The organism is Streptosporangium sp. NPDC001559 (genome assembly GCF_042893955.1).
Taxonomy (GTDB): domain Bacteria; phylum Actinomycetota; class Actinomycetes; order Streptosporangiales; family Streptosporangiaceae; genus Streptosporangium.
Genome location: NZ_JBIAVG010000017.1, coordinates 1 through 19,399 on the forward strand (window position 1 = coordinate 1; position 19,399 = coordinate 19,399).

A 19,399-nucleotide genomic window follows, 5' to 3' on the forward strand; every position below is an offset into this window, starting at 1 on the left:
CCGCCGACTACGCGGCCGTGATCGCCAGCGTCGGCCTCGACGCGGGCGAGGCGATCCGCATCGTACGGGCGGCTCTGACGTCCGGCACGGCGGCACCGGCCTCGTCATGACCGCGACCCGGCCGCAGAGGTCACATCGCAGGGCACATGACGTCGGCCTGGCGGCCGATCAGGCGGCGTCCGAGCCGCTGCATCGGCTGCTCCAAAAGTCCCGCACCGACTCCGCGGTGATCTCGATCTCGGTGTGGGTCATGCGGAGCGGCAGTAGCCGGATGGCGGCCGCTCGTTCCGGTTGCCGGAGCGGGAACCGGCTCGTGAAAGACGCGGGCGTCTGACCGGTCGGATCCACCCGGGTGGCGGCTCGCCGTAGCCATAGGTCCGAGTGCGGGGCCGGAACGGTGGACGGCGGCGACTCCGCCCGCGTCGGCCTGCTGACGCCACTGACCGTTCCATTGTCGATCAAGCCTCGTGACCTGCTGAGAGTGGCCGAATCACGGGTGGCGGTGGTGACCAGGTCGTTTGAACGGTAGCGGACGCCATCTCCACCAGCCGCCAGGCGTACGGAAATTCCCCCGGGGTCGGTCGTTTTCCCGGCCGACTCTCATTAAGGCGGGGCTCCCGTTAAGTCGGAGCTCCGGATCGTTGGACGAAATGCGTCACGGACGGCGTCCTCCTGCTCGACTCCCACCGCGAACCACGGCCCCTGTTTCCCCGCGTGACTGAGCGAAGGGGCCCGCATACCCGGCAGTGCCGGTTTCATCGGCATCGAGAAAGCACCTGTTCCTGTTGAAAAGGGGTATCAGTGCGATTAAGACTGCGATCACGTCTGACGTTGTTCATCGCCGCGGCGACATTGGCCACCGTGGTGGCAGGCGCGCCCACGCCGGCCGAGACCCGGATCGGCACGCCGGAGTCGGCGGTGGCCGAGGCCGGGGGAGCGGCTCCGATCTGGGGCGAGTGCCCGCCGGCGGAACCCGGTACCCTGCGCGACCCACGCCAGCGGTGCGCGACGTTGCGGGTGCCGCTGAACTACCGCGCCCCGCGCGGGCGGAGCATCGAGATTGCGATCTCCCGGATCGTCACGACGCGACCCGGGTCGCGTCGCGGGATCCTGCTGTCCAACCCGGGCGGCCCGGGCGGCAGCGGCCTGGAGCTGCCCAGCCAGCTAGTGAACGTCCTGCCGCGCGAGGTCCTGAATCGGTACGACCTGATCGGCTTCGATCCGCGAGGGGTCGGCCACAGTACCCCGGTCACCTGTGGCCTCGATCTCATGAGGCAGTTCACGCTGCTGGTGCCCTACCCGGCGCCGGACGGTGGCATCGAGCGCAACCTCGCCTTCGCACGGGACACCGCAGCCGCCTGCGCCGAGCATTCCGGCGATCTGCTTCCGTTCGTCACCACGGCCAACACGGCCCGGGACATGGACCGCATCCGAGCCGCACTCGGTGAGCCGAAACTGTCCTACTTCGGCGTCTCCTACGGCACCTATCTGGGAGCCGTCTACATTTCGTTGTTCCCGGGACGCACCGATCGGATCGTGCTGGACAGCGCGGTCGACCCGGGTCTGGTGTGGCGGGACTTGTGGCGGGCCTGGAGCCAGGCGGTCGCCGTGCGCCTGCCCGACCTCCTCGCCTTCGCAGCCGAGCGGGACGCCGTCTACCGTCTCGGCGCGACGCCGGACGAGGTCAGGCGCACGTATGACCAACTGACCGCGGCCCTCGACCGGCAGCCCCTGCCGAACCCGGGCGGCCCCGTACTCGACGGCAACGCACTGCGCGAGATCACCCGGGTGGGGCTTTACTTCGACGGCTTCTTCCCGCTCATGGCCGAGCTCTGGCAGGAACTGGCGGCCGCCATCCCAGGATCCACCGTGGACACCACCATCCTGACGCGACTGGACCGGCTGCTCTCCGTCGGCGGTGTCATCGGTGGCAGTGGCACCGGGACGGCGGAGACACCGGCGGACAACCGTGTCGCCGCGCTCTACGCGGTGATCTGCGATGACGTCGCCTGGCCGCGCAGCGTGGCGTTGCACGCCCGGCAGGTCGCGGCCGATCGGCGGGCGTGGCCGGTGACGGCGGGCATGCCGTCGAACCTCTGGCCGTGCGCGGCGTGGCCGACCCGGCCGGTGGAGCCGCCGGTGACCGTTACCGGTCACGGGCCGCGCAACGTGCTGATCCTGCAGAACACCCGCGACTCGGTCACGCCCCTGGCGAGCGCGCGAGGCCTGCGCGCCGCGCTCGGACGACGAGCCGCCATGATCACGGTCGACCAGGGCGGCCACGGCGTCGTCGGCCTCGGCAGCTGCGCCGACGAGGCGATGAACTCCTTCCTCACCACCGGGGCACTGCCTGGGCGGGACCGCTTCTGCCCGGCTCCGTCACCGGCCGACGCCGTCGCCCGCTCCACGCCCTTGCCGTACATACCTTCTGCGGGGCCGCTGTAGGGCTGTTGCCTGTGGCGCCGTGTGCCGGTAGACCGGAGGGGAGAGCAGGGCGGGACCTTGCCAACGCGGGCGCTGACAGTGCCCCGAGGCGGTGGCAGACGCCCAGAGGCGCTGATCGGTCAAAGACGTTCTCACCAGGTGCGGCGAGGCACCGGGGGATGTCGGTAGACGATCTGGCGATCCCCTGATCTGAGTGACGCCTCCGTCTCCCGATCCTACGCAGCCCTCACCCCAGACATGCGAAGGGCCGTTCCCATCAGGTCTGACAGTGAAATAGGTCCCGCTTGCGCAGACGTAGGACCCAGCGGCGTGCGTGGCCGGAACCGTCAGCAGGGGTTCGGCGAGGGCAGCCACGACCGCGGTGACGGTAAGACGCTTGGTCGGCGGCATGGGGATGCCCTTTCACGGAGAGGGCCAGCGAGACCGTTCGGGGAAACGCCTCGAAAGTGACCCGGGAGACCGTTCTCACTTCCTGACCGGGCAGGCGCCCTGCTCCAGTTGGGGCCGCTGTTGCAGGCGGCCGAGGCTGAGTAGAGCATGACGGCGCCCCGCCCTTCGCGCGGAGAGCGAGGCGCCGTCCTATCAGCGAGCGCCAGCCACCTGCGGCGAGCGGATCACGTTCGCACTGTGCGCGGGTCCCGCCATCATCACCAGTACCGTGACGATCCCGAGGACAGACAAGACACGGCGAACCATCGGGACTCCCATCGGATGAGGGACAAGTCACCTGGAGCATGCGCTGGCCCTACCGGATTGTCCATAGCCGAGGACGCTCCGTCGCCCGCCCTCCGAGCAGTACCCCAGGAGGACCCAGCGAGCCAAGTCGGCACGACAGGCGCCGGTGACCGCTACCACGCCACCGAAGACTGCCGCGCGCTACAAGCCGGCCGCCTCGAGGGCGAGGCCCAGGGTAGGTACACCACGGCGCCCCCGTCCTCCGTAGAGGCGGGGGCGCCGTCACGTCTGGGCCCTCGAAGGGTGATGAGGAAGTCTCACTGGTAGGCAACGGCTGACGGCATTCTGGCGGTGCTGCGACTCCTCACAGGGACGATGAGAACCAGCACTCAAAGAAGCGCGGCTGGCGATCAAGCATTGGTTACGACCCCCCAGAGGCGATGAGGCGGGTCTTCTTCGCCAGCGACGGAGCGAGGTACGTCACGTTGGGACCCCTCACAGGGGTGATGAGGACGATCGCACTCGGCTGGACCTGAGGCCTCACCATGTTGTTGCGAACCCTCGTGGGGCTGATGAGTACGTACAGGCGAGAGCGGCCCAAGATCTGAGTGACTTACAAGTCACGAACCCTTCAGGGCGATGAGCCACCAGTCTGCCCCGCGACGCCGACGGCCGCAAGCAACGGCGCCCCCGTCCTTCTGGGCGGGGGCGCCGTCGAGCCGCTACAGCCAGACGCATTCCTTCGCGTTGGTGAAAACGCTGGATTCGCTCAATACGAGCACTCCCGGGCAGCTATAGCTCTTGCCCCAGGGGGTGATGGTGATCACGCCGGGACCGGAGGACAGCGGGGTCATGGGCCCAGTGCACCCTTCTCCGGTCAGCCACAGGAAGTGGAACATCGGCTCGCCGCTCTCCAACCTTCCCTGAGCGCAGACGAAGGTGCGGTCGGTGGCGGCGGCGGCCGGGGTCGCCGCCAGTGGAGCCGCGAGAACCACGGCGGCTGCGGTGACGGCGAGGCGTTTGATCAGGGACATGGGGGTGCCCTTTCACGAGGGTTGGCGAGACCGTTCGGGGGAGCGCCTCGAAGGTAACCCGGGAGAGCGGTCCCGCTCCCTGGCCGGAAGCGGACAACGACGCCCCCACCTTCCTGGAGCCGCACCGCGAGGGCGTCGCCGTACCGCTCGGCGTCGCGTCAGTCGTACAAGGCGGTGCCTCGGTCCTGCACGGTGCCCGGGAAGTCGACCGACGATATCTCGCCCACCCCCGCCCGAGGCGGTGCCTCCGCCCTTCCGGACGGTGGCGTCCTGCTGTGTGACAGCGTGTCAGGATTGGCAGTAAACCAGTGCTTAATGGCATGTTTTCTTATGGCGCAAGTGTGTGGTGTGCGTGACCCTCGGAAATGGAAATCCTCACTCCGGAAGGTGCACAAATGATCTCCGCTCTGAAGCGCCAGAAGAAGAGCATCGCGCTTGGTATAGCCGCTTTGTCCACGCTCGGCGTGCTCGCAACATCGGGCACGGCATCTGCGTCCAGCACTGCTGAAACAAAGGCACTCGCCTGCGGCTGGGACCCCACCCCGGCCCTCGCCGCCGCCTACTACAACCACTGCGACCCCAGCACTCATGTCCTCATCCGCGTAGAACGGACGTGGCCGCTGAGCGACTACGACCAGTGCGTCGGGCCAGGAAGGACCTACCTCGGCACTACTTACGAGGTTCATAACGCCTGGTACAAGGGCTCTCTCTGCTGAGCCTAATCAGCTCTTGACGCTCGCCGCTCCCCAAGGCGGCGGGAGCTTGGGGCAACCCGGCTGAGAGGGTGACCACCGCGTCAGGTGCGTGCGGTGGAAGCGCACCGGCTCAGGTGCGAAGGGAACAGGGTGTCTCTGTCTCGGGGAGACGGAGAGGCACTTCCTCGAACCGACTGATCGTGTCGCCGCGCTGGAGGCCGGGAGTGCTCTCCGGGACAGGGGGGGACGCCTTCCTGTTCACGTCCTGTCGCCGCACTTTCCGTTGAGACAAGACAGGGGGACGGTTCGGCCTGCCGGAGCCGTCGGTATCACCACCTGTCATATGGCGGCCCGGTCTATGACGTGAGGTTCCGCCGGTGTCGCCAGGCGAGGTCCAGCACGGCCGCGCCCGCAGCCTGCATCGGCTCGTGGTGGACGTATCGGCTCACCTGGTCGGCCTGGAACGGGATGCCGGCGACCCCGACGACCCGCCCTTCGGCGTTGTCGTTGACGATGCCCTCGAAGAGTTCGTCGAACACGTCCGCCTCGATCACGGTGACGGCCAGGATGTCCGCCGCGAACGTCAACGGGTCGATCCCCAGTCCGAGGACGAAGGAGCGGAGGCGGCCTTCGGCCTTCGCCTGTTCCATCCGCTGGTAGAAGGGCCAGGACCCGTAGGAGAAGGTCTCGCCGTACACCTCGGAGCGCCCCAGGAACTCCTCGCTGTACTCCCGCGCCGTTCCTTTCCAGAGGTCGAAGTCCTGGCTGGACGACGCGGCGCTGATCGGCTGGAAGACGCCCACCGGCATGACCTGGTAGAGGCCACCTGCGTGCGCGACCTTGGCGGGGTCGCGCCAGTGCAGGACGAAGGTCATGTCTCCCGTACGGTCCTGCCGCAGGGTCAGCATTGAGACGGCGGGGAGCACGACACGTCTGCCCAGGTCGGTGGGGTCCCCGACGAGGGATCGGAAAGGGAGTCGTTCTTCGCGGAGCAGCCGGGCCGCCGCCAGTTCGTGCGCCGCGGTCTCCCCGACGTTGACACCGTCGAAGTAGGAACCGCCGGTGAAGCCCAACGTCGGCCATGACACGTCGAGCAACCGGTAGCACGGCCGGTTCTCGAACAGGGCGGGCCGGTCATGGCCGGCGATGGCCTCGGAGTAGTTCGCGCTGTCCTCGGGAAGGGCCGAACGGGCTTCCGGCTCCTCGCCCGTCACCACCGGGGAAGGAGCCTGATCGCTCCACTTCAGGGTGATCCGGTCGAGGGGGAGCGGCTCGTCCAGCCGCCAGTCCTCGCGGGTCAGCAGGGGTGTCGCCCCCACCTGCCGGCAACCGTCATGGAACCGGCTCGCGACGCGAGCGAGGTCGTGGCGGCGACCGTTCATGTAGTCACGTACCTCCCGCCAGGTCGGGCGGGAACCGGTCGGCCGCTCGTTCACACTCATCGTGCCTCCGGGGCAGAGGTGGCGTCGACCATCAACTCTAGGGAGCCTCCGATGCCTCCAGGAGGGAGCCGGGCGCCCGGTGAATGGGCGGCGCCCCCGGTCCTCCGTAGAGGTGGGGGCGCCGTCATGCCGTTCGGGGTCGTATCAGTCGTACAGGGTGGTGCTTCGGTACCACACCGTGCCCGGGAAGTTGACCGACGATGTCTCGCCCACCCCCACCCGGGGGCCGGTCATGGCGACCCATCCCACCGCGGGGTTCACGTGCACGCCGCTCACGTAAACCGCTTGTGTGCCTGTGCCGCCCGTGCACTTGCTGTGGACGACGTACCCCTCCTGCCAGGTGGTGCAGCCCGTCAGGGTGGCGTGGGCGGGGGATGCGGAGCCCACCAGCAGCGACGCGGTGAGCAAGGCGGTGGCGGACATGGCCGTAAATCGACTTCTCATGTGTGCTTCCTCCGGTTTCAACGGCAAAGCCACTTCCAGTATGAAATTGTCCTAAATGGACGATACGGACTAGGAGGGGCCGGGCAAGCGCTTTCTGTGCCTTCACCAGGCCGAGAACGCCCTGCGGTGACGCCCTGTCATTTCTGACAAGTCGTTTTGACTTCGCCGTCCATGAAATTGTCGGGCCGATCAAGGGCCGACTCGGATGGCCCGGCCCGCTGGACGGTTTCCTCCGCGAAGCCGGGCCGGAGATCTCTGGCCTGGCCTGACACCGGTCTTCCTGTTCGATCACGAGAACGGGAACGGCGGGGCTCGGAACCGGCGACCCCGGTGGTTCGCGTGGACGCCTGTGTCCTCGCCGTGGTGCGGGGCGGCGAATACGCGACGATCGGGCGGGATGACTATTGGCAGTTGTCTTTGTGAAAATTACCGTCAGGTCATGATGCGACGGATATCTCTTCTGTTGATCTTCGGCCTTCTTCTGTCCACTCCTGGAGTGGCCTTCGCCGGAACGGGCGCCCCCATCTACGTCGGCGACTCCTTCGGGACCAACGGCCGCTGCACGGTCGGGGCGGCTGTTCCCGGCGGGTTCGTCACCTCCGGGACCTGCGGCTCTCCGGGCGAGACCGTGCGCGCGGCGAACGGGGCGGTCGTGGGGACCGTCCGTGCCTCGACCTACCCCATCCCCTCCAGCGCCTGGGTCAGCGTGACCTCCGCCTGGGAACCGGTCGGCGTCCTCAGGGTCCCCGGTGGTCGTGACCTGCCGGTTCGTGGCAGCACCCCGGTTCCCGTCGGCTCCCAGGTCTGCGGCTTCGGCGGTACGACCGGGTGGCGGTGCGGCACCCTGCTCGGCAGGAACGCCTCGCTGAGCCTGCCCCAGGGAACGGTGACCGGCCTGCTCGTGACCAGCATCTGCTTCGAGCCCGGCACCCCGCCGGGATCTCCCCTCTACGCGAACGGTCAGCTGCAGGGAATCCTGCTCGGCTTCTCCGGCAACTGCAGCGCGGGGGGCCGTTCCTACTACGTGCCCATCAACGAGATCCTGCGGCAGTACGGACTGACCCTGCTCACCTCCTCCTGACCTCCGGACACCGGAGCACGCGTGACCGGCCACGATGAGGGGCCGTCCAACGGGAACCCGGGGGCGGCCCCTCGTCATTGAGGGCGGGCGAGAACCCGGTGCCCGGGATCGGGTGAAAGAGGGCGACCAGTTCTCACGGACGGAGCCCAAGTTTGATCGCCCAAACCGAACCGGACGACGCGGAGGTGATCGCCCGCGCCCGGCGTGATCCCGCAGCGTTCTCCGTGCTGTTCGACAGGCCGTCCTTCGACAAGTTCTGGCGTGACGTCGAACGGCTTCTGCTGGGAAGGCCGTGATCTCCGGAAGTGTCGAACCCCACGCCCTGTGCCGGAGTCTGAGTCGGTATGAGGTCCTGGGGTTCTCTTGGGCGGTTGGTCGTGGTGGCGGTGTCGCTCGGGTTGCTGGTGGCGGGGGGCGCGTGGTGGGCGTTGACCGCGGCGGGGGAGGCGTTGTGGAGCGACATACCGATATTTCGCCTCTTCCCTGGCGGCTGACGTTCCCGGGTGCGGCGCGTCCCAGGGGACGCGCCGCTTGGAGGTCAGGCGACCTTGGGGGAGGGAGCCTTCCAGGTGTTGCAGGCGCCGGGCTTCCCCGATCCGTAGCCGGCCTTGAACCAGGCGAGACGGTTGGCGGGCTTGCCGTACCACCTGGGGATGAACCTGCCGTACTCCTTGGGCGTTCCGGCGGAGAGCAGACGCCCCCAGTCGCGGGCCGTACGGCCGAGGCTCCTGACGGACACTCCGGCCAGGCAGTCGGCCTGCTGGTAGAAGCGGTGGGTCTGCTCGTTCATCTCGGCCTCCTCACCGTCGTAGCGCAGTGCCCACCAGGCCTCGCTGATGCCCGTCTGCGTCTGGACGAACCCGGCGTAGGCGCGGGCGACCCCGACGAGGACGGGCAGTTCGGACTTGGCCTTGATCCAGTCGGAGCGCAGCTGCACCTCGACGGAGCGGTTGCAGCTGGTGGCGAAGGAGCCGGACACCTTGATGCCGGTGTAGCAGGGGCTGTGCTCGTAGGTGTCCTTGATCGTCACCTCGGCCGGGACGAAGTTCTTCACCCGTTTGCCCCAGGCGGCGTCCAGGCAGCCGACGACCTTCTTGAGATAGGCCGTCGTTGAGGCCTTGGTGGTGCCCTTGACCGCAGTGCAGGAGACCGAGGGCAGGGCGGGCACCGTGTAGAGCGGGTTCTGGGTCAGCTCGGGCGCGCCGACGACGGGGTACGCGGACGCGGCGGTCGGGATGGAGAACAGAAGAGCCAGGGCTCCGGCGGAGACCGTCAAAACACGGCGAGTTGTCATAGATCGTGATCGTAGGGAGCGACGATCCCGCACGGACGTGTCGTGATCATGTCGTGCCCCAGGGGGCCTCCAAGGACCCCAAGGCCTTCAGGGCCTCCGAGGGCCCCAGAGCTCTCAAGACCCCCGGGGCTCCCGCCGGTGGGATGTCACTGCCTGCGGCGGAGGTTGCCGTCGTCGAGGCGGGCGTTGACCAGTTTGCCGATGAGGCCGATGAGCTGGTCGCGTTCGGCGCGGGTCAGCGTCTCCGCCCAGTAACGCTCCCTGGCGTTGTACACGGTGAACGCCTCGACGAAGGCGGTCCTGCCCTTCTCCGACAGGGTGACGATGTGGGTCCTGCGGTCGCGTTCCGACAGGCGGCGCTCGATCATCTCCTGGCCGACGATCTTGTCGAGCAGGGCGGAGGCCGCGGCCCTGCTCATCCCGGAGAGCCTGATCAGGTCCCGGGACTCCATCTCCCCGTACATGTAGAGGATCAGCAGCAGTTTGAGCGTGGGGGCGGCGACGGCGTCGGCGCGCCTGAGGGTGGCGGACAGGTCGTAGAACACGAGGCTCGTCGCGCAGTGCAGCGTCATGCACAGCCGCATGGCCTCGTCGTCGACCCCGGGGATCTGCGGGGGGACGGACTCGACCGCCTGGCCGATCAGGGACCACATGGTGGTGTCCTCCACGGCGTCGGGCGCGGTCTCGGCGTTCGGTGCGCGGTCACTGGGCAACGGCACGGCTCCGCTTGTCTGGGTGGTGGGAACGATCAGGACATTCAACCATCATGATGACTGCCAATGTATTGACGGTCAATCTATTGACAAATTTTGCGGTGCTGCCCACGCTGGTCGAACCCAACCGAGAGTACGGAGACACCGCCGCATGATGAGGTATCACTCCCTGGGCGTTAACGGTCCCAAGGTGTCCGCGCTGAGCATCGGCTCCTACCACACCTACGACCGGATGCGTCACGAGGACATCGTCGAGTTCCTGACGACCGCGAGGAACGCGGGGGTCACGTGGTTCGACGTGGGCCACTACACCTCGGCCGCCCGGCCGGACGACCCGGTCTCCGAGACCGACATGCGGTTCGCGGCGGCGCGGGACGCGGCGGGCATCGCCAGGGAGGACTACTTCCACACCGAGAAGCTCTGGTACGGCGGGCCGCGCCCCTCCTTCCGCGACCAGCTCGCGGAGTCCCTGCCCCGGGCCAGGGTGGACGCGGCCGACTGCGTCATCTACAACCCGGACACGGCCTACTACTTCCAGACCGTCGTGGACATGAAGGACATCGTCCGTCAGATGGCCGGGCTGGTGGAGGCCGGGCTGACCAGGTACTGGGGCATCAACCACGCGACCCCCGCCGAGATCGACGAGGCCTGCGCCTACGCGCACCAGGAGGGCATGCCGCTGCCCAGCGTGCTGCAGCTGCCGTACTCGGCCATCGCCAGGAAGATGGGCGAGGACAGCGAGCTGGCCGAGGTCATGGAGCGCTGGGACCTGGTCATCCAGACGACGAACGTGCTGGCCGTCGGCGTGCTGGCCGGGCGGCGCGCCGCAGGCAGCGAGCGCCCGCTCGGCCCCACGGGCATGACCAGGCACGCAGAGAAGGTCCGCGACGCGTTCGCCGCGCGGGCGGAGGAGCTGGGCGCGACCGCCGCGCAGCTCGCGATCGCCTTCGCCCTCACCCACCCGCGTACGGCCTCGGTGCTCTTCGGAGCCAGCAGCGTCGAACAGCTCAAGGCCAACCTCGGAGCGCTCGACCTGGTGAACAGGCTGGGCACGGAGGGCGTGCGCGCCGCCGTCGCCGACCTGCCCCAGAACCCGGACGAACTGCGGGTCGGAGAGATCGACACCGAGCCCGCCGTGGGCTGACCCGCGCGCGAGCGCACCCGTCGGGGGACAAGCTCCAACCATCTGTTTTGAAGAAAGGCCGACCCGTGAGCCCAACCACCACGCGCATCCGACGCCTGATCGCAGTCGCCGGTGCCACCGGTCTCGCGCTGGCGATCACCTCCTGTTCCAGCGAACGCGGCACGCAGAAGACGGCCGCGGGCGGCGACAAGGCGGGGACGTTCGTCTTCGCCGCCGCCTCAGAGCCGGTCGCGCTGGACCCGGCGTTCGTCGCCGACAGCGAGAGCACACGGGTCGCCAACCAGATCTTCGAAGGTCTGGTGTCGATCAAGCCCGGCACGGCCGAGCCCGCGCCGGGCCTGGCGACCTCCTGGTCGCAGACCGACGACGGCCTGAACTACACCTTCCAGCTCCGCAAGGATGTGAAGTTCTCCGACGGCACACCCTTCGACGCCGAGGCCGTCTGCTTCAACTTCGAGCGCTGGTACAACTGGAACGGTCCTTTGCAGGCCGAGAACATCAGCAACCTGTACCAACTGGTCTTCGCCGGCTTCAAGACCAGCGACAACCCGGCACTCACCAAGAGCATCTACAAGAGCTGCGCCGCCGAGGGCGACGCGGTCACCATCACGCTGACCCGCCCCTACGGCAGCCTCATCCCCGCGCTGGCCATCTCGTCGTTCGCCATGCAGAGCCCGGCCGCACTGAAGCAGTACAAGGCCGACGACCCCGGCGCCTCCGGCGACGTCCGGCGCAACGAGTACTCATCCGCCCACCCCACCGGCACGGGACCGTACCTGTTCGAGTCATGGGAGAAGGGACAGCGGCTGACGCTGCGCGCCAACCCCGGCTACTGGGGCGGGAAGCCGAAGATCGACAAGATCGTCGTACGGATCATCCCGGACGGCACCGCCCGGCTGCAGGCGCTGCAGAGCGGTGAGATCGACGGCTACGACCTGGTCGCGCCTGCGGACGTGCAGGGGCTGTCCGGCGCGGGCTTCCAGGTCCTGCCCAGGGAGCCGCTCAACATCCTCTACCTCGGCATGAACCAGGCCGACCCGCTGCTGGCCGACATCAGGGTCCGCAAGGCGATCGCTCACGCCCTGGACAAGCAGGCGATCGTCTCCCAGACGCTGCCCGCGGGCACCAAGCCCGCCGAGCAGTTCATCCCGCCGCCGGTCAACGGCTACGCCGACAGCGTCGCCACCTACGACCACGACCCGGCCAAGGCGAAGAAGCTCCTCGAAGAGGCGGGCGCGGTCGGCAAGACGGTCACCTTCAACTACCCGACCGGCACGTCGAGGCCGTACATGCCGAGCCCGGAGGACACCTTCGTGGCGATCCGCACCCAGCTTGAGGCGGTCGGGCTGAAGGTCAACGCCGTACCGGAGAAGTGGAGCCCCGAGTACCTGGAGAGGATCAAGGCCAAGACCGACCACGGCCTGTACCTCCTCGGCGGGACGGGCATCATGAACAGCGCCGACACCTTCCTCGGCATCTTCTTCGGCCGCAAGACCGTCGAGTGGGGCTTCGAGGACAAGAAGCTGTTCGAGTCGGTCGCCGCGGCGCGCAGCGCGCGCAACCTCACCGAGCAGGGCGAGAAGTACGCCACGGTGAGCAAGGAGCTCATGGACCTGCTGCCGGGCATCCCGGTGGCCCACCCGGTCCCCTCGCTCGCGCTCTCGCCCAGGATCTCCGGTTACGTCACCAGCCCGCTCGCGGCCGAGGTGTGGAACAACCTCCAGATCAAGGGCTAGGGAACAGACGACATGATCGCCTTCGTCGCCCGGCGCCTGGCCCTGGTCGTGCCGGTGCTGTTCGGCCTCAGCCTGCTGCTGTTCGTGTGGCTGCGGCTGCTGCCCGGGGACCCGGCGCGGGCACTGCTCGGCGAACAGGCCACCCAGGAGGGAATCGACCGGGTCAACCACCTGTACGGGTTCGACCGGTCGCTTCCCGAGCAGTTCCTGCTCTTCCTCGGGCGGCTCGTGCGGGGCGACCTCGGCTCCTCCATCAGGACGGGCCAGAGCGTGGTGGACAGCTTCCTTGAGCGTTTCCCGGCGACCGTCGAACTGGCGGTCGCCGGGCTCGGCCTCGCGGTCGTGGCCGGCATCCCGCTCGGCTATCTCGCCGCCCGCCGCAGGGGCGGCCCGCTGGACCACCTGTCCGTCGGGGCGTCCCTGCTGGGGGTCGTGGTCCCGGTGTTCTTCCTGGCCTACCTCCTGAAGTACGTCTTCGCGATCCGGCTCGGCTGGCTGCCGACGGCGGGACGCCAGGATGTCAGGCTCGACGCGACCCACCCGACCGGCCTGTACGTGCTGGACGGGGTCCTGACCGGGGAGTGGGACGCCGCCTGGGACGCCCTGCGGCACCTGATCCTGCCCGCGATGGCCCTCGGGGCGATCCCGCTGGCGATCATCGTGCGGATCACCAGGGCCTCGGTGCTGGAAGTGATGAACGAGGACTTCGTCCGCACCGCGCGCGCCAAGGGCCTGACCCGGGCCGTGATCCGGCGCAGGCACGTCATGCGCAACGCGCTGCTGCCCGTCTCCACCACGATCGGCCTGCAGGCCGGTGCCCTGCTGGCCGGGGCGGTGCTCACCGAGACGGTGTTCGCGCTCAACGGGGTCGGGGAGTTCCTGTTCACCGCCGTCAACCATCTGGACTATCCGGTGCTCCAAGGATTCGTGCTGTTCATCGCGGTCATCTACGCGATCGTCAACCTGCTGGTCGACGTGTCGTACGCGGTCATCGACCCCAGGGCGAGGCAGCGATGAGCGCCCCGACCGCCGGGGCCGTCCCGGTGCGGGCCGGCGGGACGTGGCGGGTCGCGTTGCGCCGCCTGCTCCGCCGCGGATCCGCGGTCGCCGGAGGCGTCATCGTGCTGCTGTTCACGGTGATCGCGCTCGCCGCGCCGCTGCTGACGCCGTACGAGCCGGGCAGCGCCGAGTGGGCGGGGAAGATCACCCCGTCGTCCGTGCCGGGGCCGGGCCCCGGCCACCTGCTCGGCCTCGACAGCTTCGGCTCCGACCTGTTCACCCAGCTCGTGTACGGCGCGCGGCAGTCGCTGGTGATCGGCGTCACCGCGACCGGGCTCGGCCTGCTCGTCGGGGCGCTGGTCGGCCTGCTCGCCGGAGGGCTCGGCGGCTGGGTCGACACGCTGGCGATGCGGGTGACCGACGTGATGCTGTCGATCCCCGCGCTGCTGCTGGCGGTGAGCGTCGCCGCCGTGATGGGCCGCAGTCCGGTCGCCGTGATGATCGCCATCGCGGCGGCGCAGGTGCCGGTCTTCGCCCGCCTGCTCAGAGGGTCGATGCTCGCCCAGCGAGGCCTGGACTACGTGGTCGCGGCCCGTTCGGTGGGCGTGCCGACGAGCCGGATCGTGTTCGGCCAGATGCTGCCCAACTCGGTCGGTCCGGTGATCGTGCAGGCCACCCTCGTCCTGGCGACGGCGACGATCGAGGTGGCCGCGCTGTCGTTCCTCGGCCTCGGGCAGGCCGACCCGACGGTCGCCGAGTGGGGCCGCATGCTGGTCAAGGCACAGGCCAGGCTGGAGAGCGCCCCCCATCTGGCGCTGCTGCCCGGCGCCTGCATCGCCGTCACGGCGCTCGGCTTCACCCTCGTCGGTGAGGCCCTGCGCGAAGTCCTCGACCCGAAGACCACGAGGTGACCATGTCCCTGCTCGACGTACGGAACCTCCGGGTACGGTTCGCCTCCGCCCAGCCCGCGATCGCCGCCGTGGACGGCGTCAGCCTCACCGTCGAGGCCGGGGAGGTCGTGGCGCTGGTCGGCGAGTCCGGCTGCGGCAAGTCCGCGACCGCGCTGGCGCTGCTCGGGCTGCTGCCCGACTCGGCGCGGGTCGAGGGCGCGATCGTGTTCGACGGCGAGGACCTGACCACGCTGAACGACCGGCAGCTGTCGGCCAGGCGCGGCCGTGACCTGGCGATGGTCTTCCAGGACCCGATGACCTCGCTCAACCCGGTCGTGCCGATCGGAGTGCAGATCACCGAGGTGCTGCTGCGGCACACCGACCTGTCGAAGGCGGCGGCCGGGGCCCGCGCGGAGGAGTTGCTGCGCGAGGTCGGCATCCCCGACCCGCGCCGCAGGATGCGGCAGTACCCGCACCAGCTCTCCGGCGGCATGCGCCAGCGCGTCATGATCGCCACAGCGATCGCGTGCGGCCCCAAGCTGCTCATCGCCGACGAGCCGACCACGGCGCTCGACGTCACGATCCAGGCCCAGGTCCTCGAACTGCTGGCCAGGCTGGCCCGTGACCACGGCGCCGCCCTGCTGATGATCACCCACGACCTGGGCGTCGTCGCGGGCCTGGCCGACCGGGTCAGCGTGATGTACGGCGGGCGGGTCGTCGAGACGGCCTCGGCGGAGGAACTGTTCCGCATGCCCATGCACCGCTACACCCGTGGCCTGCTCGCCTCGATCCCGGCCCTCGACTCCCCGCAGGACACACCGCTCACCCCGATCCCTGGCTCGCCGTTCGACCGGCTGCCCTGGGAGTCGGGGTGCTCGTTCGCGTCCCGGTGCGCGGTGGCCGACGAGGCCTGCATGGTCCCCGACCTGCCCATGACCGACGACTCTCCCGGCCACCGGTTCCGGTGCGTCCACCCGGCGGGCGACGCGCCGGTCCCCGTTCCCGTCTCTGCCTCTGCCTCTGCCTCTGTGCGGGAGCCTGCCGCCCCCGCCGAGGGGGAGGGCCCCGAGCCGCTGGTGCGGATCAGCGACCTGCGGGTGCGCTACCCGGCCAGGCGCGCCGCGGTCACCAACCGCCCCGTCGAGTACGTCCGCGCCGTGGACGGGGTCAGCCTGGACCTGCCGAAGGGGCGGACGTACGGGCTGGTCGGGGAGTCGGGCTGCGGCAAGTCAAGCCTCGGCCGCGCGCTGCTGCGCCTCGAACCGGTCGCCTCGGGCAGCGTGCTCTTCGACGGCGTCGACCTGGCCGGGATGCGGGAGCGCGCGCTGCGCCCGATGCGCCGCCGGATGCAGATGGTCTTCCAGGATCCGATGGCCAGTCTCAACCCGCGCCAGAGCGTCGGCGACATCCTGGAGCTGTCGCTGCGCGTGCACGGCGTGCCCGGCGGGCGCGGGGAGCGGCGCGCCAAGGTGCTGAACACGCTGGACCAGGTGGGGCTGCCACGCACGGCCGAACACCGTTACCCGCACGAGTTCTCCGGCGGCCAGCGCCAGCGGGTCGGCATCGCCAGGGCGATCATCCTCGAACCCGACCTGCTGATCGCCGACGAACCGGTCTCCGCGCTCGACGTCTCGGTCCAGGCGCAGATCGTCAACCTGCTCCAGGAGGTCAAGCGGACGCTGTCGCTGACGACGCTGCTGATCGCCCACGACCTGGCCGTGGTTCGGCACATGAGCGACACGGTCGGCGTGATGTACCTCGGCAGGCTGGTCGAGGAGGCGGACTCGGGGGAGCTGTTCGAACGCCCGCTGCACCCCTACACCGTGTCGCTGATGTCGGCGGTTCCGCTGCCCGATCCGGTGGCCGAGGCGCGGCGGGAGCGGATCATCCTCAGCGGGGACCTGCCGAGCCCGGCCGCCCCGCCGAGCGGCTGCCCCTTCCACACCCGCTGTCCCTTCCGCAGGGAGACCCGCTGCGCGGAGGAGGTCCCGCAGGTCAGAGAGGTCGTCCCGGGACACCGAGTGGCCTGCCACTGGGCGGAGGACATCGCGGGCCTGGCGTGAGGACCGCGCCGTACGGACGGCGTCCCCACCGCCCGATGGGGCTTCGGCCGGTGGGGACGCCGCCCTCTCCCGTCACGGCGTCCGGTACAAGCCTTCCTCCATCAGGCCTCCACCGGGCCTCCGCGGGCGTAAACCATGTGCGAACTGTCGGTGGGGCAGGCAAGAATGCGGAGCATCATGGTTATCTCCCCAACGCTTCCGTTCACCGCCACGACGTCGCTCAACGGCGACATCGTGGTCTTCTACGTCGGCCCCGAGCCCCGCATGACGGCCGAGCAGGCGCTCGCCTTCGCCGACCTGCTCCGCGACCTGGCGACCGAGCCCGCCTGTCTCAGCTGACCGGGAGGGCGGGGACGGCCGGCCTTCCGGTCGTCCAGCCCGCCTCAAGGACCACCTCGACCTGGTCGTCCCCGTTGCCCGGCTTGCCGGTGACGGTCGAGGACAGCACCTGTGAGGTGACGGGGTCGATGACGAGGGTCCGCCGCACGGCCACCGGGAGCCGTGTGGCGCCGGCGGTCTGCAGGGTGAAGGAGAAGGCCGCCCCGGCCCTGCCCCGTTCGTCCTTCGTCTCACCGAGATAACGCACCTCGGGCAGGTCGGCGAGCGCCCGGTAGGCGGCGGCGCGCACCTTCGGCGGCGACGGCTTGCTCCACAGCAGGCCGCTGAGCGCGTCCGCGACGACGCCGTCGAGAGAGCCGCCCGGCGCGTCCCTGACCAGTTCGGCGACCTGTTCCCGCAGGGCGACGGGATCGGTGGGCAGCGCCCTGATCTGTTCGAGGGTCATGGGCTTGCCCGCCATGCTGAACGCCGTCCCGTCGGTCACGGCTCTGAGCCGGCCCCGGTCGGGTGCGGCGGACAACGTCCCGCCGGGCACCGGCCACGTGGCGGGGGAGCCGTCACGGCGCCAGGCCTCCTCGTCGGCCTCGCTCGCCGGGCGCGCGCCCAGGGAGCGGGTCCCGACCCAGATCCCGTCGCCGTCCTCGGCGACCCACTGCTCGGTGAGTCGTGACTCGACGACCCGGTAACGGTCGCCGTCGCCGCCGAACGACTCCGGGTAGGTCCGCCGGTTCAGCTTGCTGACGTGCCAGTACGGGCCGTCGGCGGCGACGTCCGCCTCGGCGGTCACCGCGGCGGCCAGCAGGATCGACCGCCCGGAGACGGTCGCGCTCTCCGTGACGTACGGCGACGCCGCCGAAGAAGGCGCCCGCCCCGGCCCGGCGGTCGTGGCCCCCGTGACCACGACCGCCACCGCCACCGCCGTGGCCACCACCGTGCCCACCGTCGCCGTGGCGGCGAGAGCCCCGGTGATCCCCTTGACGAACCTCAGGCGTGGCCGCCTGGCCTCGGCGTCCAGGGCCTGGCGCACTTTGGCCTTGAGGATCGGGTCGGGCCGTGGCTCGCCGTACAGCTCGCGGAGCGTCTCCAGCTCATCCACGGCGGGTCTCCTCGGGGTCGAGCATCGGATTGGTCTCACCCAGGATGGCGCGCAGCTTCCGCCTGGCCCGGTTCAGGCGTGATCCCACGGTTCCGTAGGGGATGCCCAGGGCCGCCGCGACCTCCTCATGGCTGAGGTCGGCGAGGGCGACCAGGAGCAGCACGTCGCGGTCACGCTGGTGGAGTTCGGCGACGGCGGCGGCGAGACTCGGCCGCAGGCTCTCCGCGCTGACCCGCGCCGCGACGCGTTCCTCGTGCCCGGGGGCGTCGGGCGCGGGGCCGTGCCGGCCGAGCGCGCGCAGCGTGCGCACCTCGACGCGGCGCTGCCTGCCGATGAGGTTGGTCGCGATGCCGTACAGCCAGGCACGGACCCCGGCGCGGGACGGGTCGTAACGCGACCGTTTGCGGAACGCCGTGAGGAAGGTCTCCGAGACGATGTCCTCCGCGACGTCGTCGCCCAGCCGCTGGGCGGCGTAGCGGTGGATCTCGGCGAAGTGGGCGTCGAAGATCGCGCCGAACCACTCGGCCTCGTCGAGGGAGTGAGGCACGGCCTCGGGGCTCCCCGCACGGACGGCCCATGAGATCGAGGTCACGAAGGTCTCCCGTTTCCAACGCGGTCGGCGGTCACCCCTTCTCACCCGATCCACCGGATCGCTTTCACGGGCCCGTTCTCAGCGGGCTCCCTCAAGGACGTCGCGGACGTCCATGAGGGCGAAGCCGAGCAGGTTCAGACCCCGCCAGGTCGCGGGGGAGGCGGCGCGTTCGTCGTCGGCGGCCAGCCCGATGCCCCAGATCGGGTCGACGGGACTGGCCTCGACCAGGACCCGGTCCCGGGTGCCGAGCAGGAAGTCCCCCAGCTCCGGGTGCGCGCCGAACTTGGCGGTGTTGCCGCGCACGACGGTCGCGTACCGGTGCTCCTCCCACACGGCCTCGTCGAAGCCGCGGACCTCGCGGCCGAGTCGTTTGGCCTCGCCGGGGTGCGTGGCCGTGAGGATCGCCGCCGCCGTCTCGTCGTCGCCGAACAGCCACGCCTTGTGCGCCATCATGTGGTGCTCGGCGGAGGGGAAGACGTGCTCGCCGCCGCCGAAGGCGTTCTCCGCGGGGAAGGACGCCCGCCACCACTGGCTGAGGCATCCGGCGCCGGTGCCGCCCCCGCGCGGCGGCCGGTGGCCCCAGAAGAACAGGTAACGCAGCCGTCCGCCGTCACGCTCGGCGGCGACGGCCTCGGTGACGGAACGCGGCAGTCCGGTCAGGTCGGGCACCGTCACACCCTGCCACGCACGGTCGGCACGCGGCCAGCGGTTATCCGC

At 69.7% G+C, this 19,399-nt stretch carries 18 protein-coding genes; 10 read left to right on the forward strand and 8 right to left on the reverse strand.

Translation table 11 applies throughout. The annotated features are described in order from the left end of the window. Nucleotides 1-801 precede the first annotated feature (801 nt). A complete protein-coding gene (locus tag ACFYY8_RS31925; protein ID WP_390047409.1) occupies nt 802-2,445 on the forward strand; it encodes an alpha/beta hydrolase in 1,644 nt (547 codons plus the stop codon). A 1,397-nt stretch (nt 2,446-3,842) separates the two neighbouring features. On the opposite strand, the gene ACFYY8_RS31930 is transcribed toward ACFYY8_RS31925, so the two are convergent. Then, nucleotides 3,843-4,154 carry a hypothetical protein gene (locus ACFYY8_RS31930; RefSeq protein WP_390047411.1) on the reverse strand — a complete coding sequence of 104 codons (312 nt, stop codon included), beginning with the start codon at nt 4,152-4,154 and terminating at the stop codon, nt 3,843-3,845. Nucleotides 4,155-4,549: 395 nt separating this feature from the next. Here ACFYY8_RS31930 and ACFYY8_RS31935 point away from each other — a divergent pair, with 395 nt between their 5' ends. Continuing rightward, nucleotides 4,550-4,870 carry a DUF6355 family natural product biosynthesis protein gene (locus tag ACFYY8_RS31935; protein WP_390047413.1) on the forward strand — a complete coding sequence of 107 codons (321 nt, stop codon included), beginning with the start codon at nt 4,550-4,552 and terminating at the stop codon, nt 4,868-4,870. 335 nt (nt 4,871-5,205) lie between these two features. Here the strand turns inward: ACFYY8_RS31935 and ACFYY8_RS31940 are convergent, their stop codons facing one another. Continuing rightward, nucleotides 5,206-6,291 carry a hypothetical protein gene (locus ACFYY8_RS31940; protein WP_390047415.1) on the reverse strand — a complete coding sequence of 362 codons (1,086 nt, stop codon included), beginning with the start codon at nt 6,289-6,291 and terminating at the stop codon, nt 5,206-5,208. 144 nt (nt 6,292-6,435) lie between these two features. Continuing rightward, complete coding sequence (locus ACFYY8_RS31945) at nt 6,436-6,735, reverse strand: hypothetical protein (protein WP_390047417.1); 300 nt, start codon at nt 6,733-6,735, stop codon at nt 6,436-6,438. Nucleotides 6,736-7,174: 439 nt separating this feature from the next. Here ACFYY8_RS31945 and ACFYY8_RS31950 point away from each other — a divergent pair, with 439 nt between their 5' ends. Both ACFYY8_RS31950 and ACFYY8_RS31955 read left to right on the forward strand, forming a co-directional pair. After that, nucleotides 7,175-7,816, forward strand: coding sequence for a S1 family peptidase (locus tag ACFYY8_RS31950; protein ID WP_390047419.1), 642 nt, complete (start codon nt 7,175-7,177; stop codon nt 7,814-7,816). Nucleotides 7,817-7,968: 152 nt separating this feature from the next. Next, a complete protein-coding gene (locus ACFYY8_RS31955; RefSeq protein WP_390047421.1) occupies nt 7,969-8,112 on the forward strand; it encodes a hypothetical protein in 144 nt (47 codons plus the stop codon). A 242-nt stretch (nt 8,113-8,354) separates the two neighbouring features. Here ACFYY8_RS31955 and ACFYY8_RS31960 read toward each other — a convergent pair whose 3' ends face one another. Together ACFYY8_RS31960 and ACFYY8_RS31965 are read right to left on the reverse strand one after the other, a co-directional pair. Next, the gene (locus ACFYY8_RS31960; RefSeq protein WP_390047423.1) at nt 8,355-9,110 is read right to left on the reverse strand and encodes a hypothetical protein; all 756 of its coding nucleotides are present in this window, start codon (nt 9,108-9,110) and stop codon (nt 8,355-8,357) included. 146 nt (nt 9,111-9,256) lie between these two features. Further along, nucleotides 9,257-9,829: a MarR family winged helix-turn-helix transcriptional regulator gene (locus tag ACFYY8_RS31965; RefSeq protein WP_390047425.1), complete on the reverse strand. Its 573-nt coding sequence runs from the start codon at nt 9,827-9,829 to the stop codon at nt 9,257-9,259. A 145-nt stretch (nt 9,830-9,974) separates the two neighbouring features. On the opposite strand from ACFYY8_RS31965, the gene ACFYY8_RS31970 reads away from it, so the two are divergent. The 6 genes from ACFYY8_RS31970 to ACFYY8_RS31995 all read left to right on the forward strand — a co-directional run bounded on the left by ACFYY8_RS31970 (nt 9,975) and on the right by ACFYY8_RS31995 (nt 16,994). Further along, nucleotides 9,975-10,967 carry an aldo/keto reductase gene (locus ACFYY8_RS31970; protein WP_390047427.1) on the forward strand — a complete coding sequence of 331 codons (993 nt, stop codon included), beginning with the start codon at nt 9,975-9,977 and terminating at the stop codon, nt 10,965-10,967. A gap of 65 nt (nt 10,968-11,032) precedes the next feature. After that, nucleotides 11,033-12,703, forward strand: a complete 1,671-nt coding sequence (locus tag ACFYY8_RS31975; protein WP_390047429.1) for an ABC transporter substrate-binding protein — start codon at nt 11,033-11,035, stop codon at nt 12,701-12,703. A gap of 12 nt (nt 12,704-12,715) precedes the next feature. After that, nucleotides 12,716-13,720, forward strand: a complete 1,005-nt coding sequence (locus ACFYY8_RS31980) for an ABC transporter permease (protein ID WP_390047431.1) — start codon at nt 12,716-12,718, stop codon at nt 13,718-13,720. Beyond that, nucleotides 13,717-14,613 carry an ABC transporter permease gene (locus ACFYY8_RS31985; protein WP_390047434.1) on the forward strand — a complete coding sequence of 299 codons (897 nt, stop codon included), beginning with the start codon at nt 13,717-13,719 and terminating at the stop codon, nt 14,611-14,613. The genes ACFYY8_RS31980 and ACFYY8_RS31985 overlap by 4 nt, the downstream gene beginning before the upstream one ends. Nucleotides 14,614-14,615: 2 nt before the next feature. Beyond that, nucleotides 14,616-16,655 carry a dipeptide ABC transporter ATP-binding protein gene (locus tag ACFYY8_RS31990; RefSeq protein WP_390047436.1) on the forward strand — a complete coding sequence of 680 codons (2,040 nt, stop codon included), beginning with the start codon at nt 14,616-14,618 and terminating at the stop codon, nt 16,653-16,655. 177 nt (nt 16,656-16,832) lie between these two features. After that, nucleotides 16,833-16,994, forward strand: a complete 162-nt coding sequence (locus tag ACFYY8_RS31995; RefSeq protein ID WP_352008692.1) for a hypothetical protein — start codon at nt 16,833-16,835, stop codon at nt 16,992-16,994. On the opposite strand, the gene ACFYY8_RS32000 is transcribed toward ACFYY8_RS31995, so the two are convergent. The 3 genes from ACFYY8_RS32000 to ACFYY8_RS32010 all read right to left on the reverse strand — a co-directional run bounded on the left by ACFYY8_RS32000 (nt 16,987) and on the right by ACFYY8_RS32010 (nt 19,357). Continuing rightward, nucleotides 16,987-18,090 (reverse strand): CU044_5270 family protein, encoded by a 1,104-nt coding sequence (locus ACFYY8_RS32000; protein ID WP_390047439.1) that lies wholly within the window; start codon nt 18,088-18,090, stop codon nt 16,987-16,989. The two genes, ACFYY8_RS31995 and ACFYY8_RS32000, sit on opposite strands and share 8 nt — an antisense overlap. Next, entirely contained in the window at nt 18,083-18,682 is a 600-nt protein-coding gene (locus ACFYY8_RS32005; RefSeq protein ID WP_390047440.1) for an RNA polymerase sigma factor, read from the reverse strand. The genes ACFYY8_RS32000 and ACFYY8_RS32005 overlap by 8 nt, the downstream gene beginning before the upstream one ends. Before the next feature lie 78 nt (nt 18,683-18,760). Further along, complete coding sequence (locus ACFYY8_RS32010) at nt 18,761-19,357, reverse strand: NADAR family protein (protein WP_390047442.1); 597 nt, start codon at nt 19,355-19,357, stop codon at nt 18,761-18,763. Nucleotides 19,358-19,399: the final 42 nt, after the last annotated feature.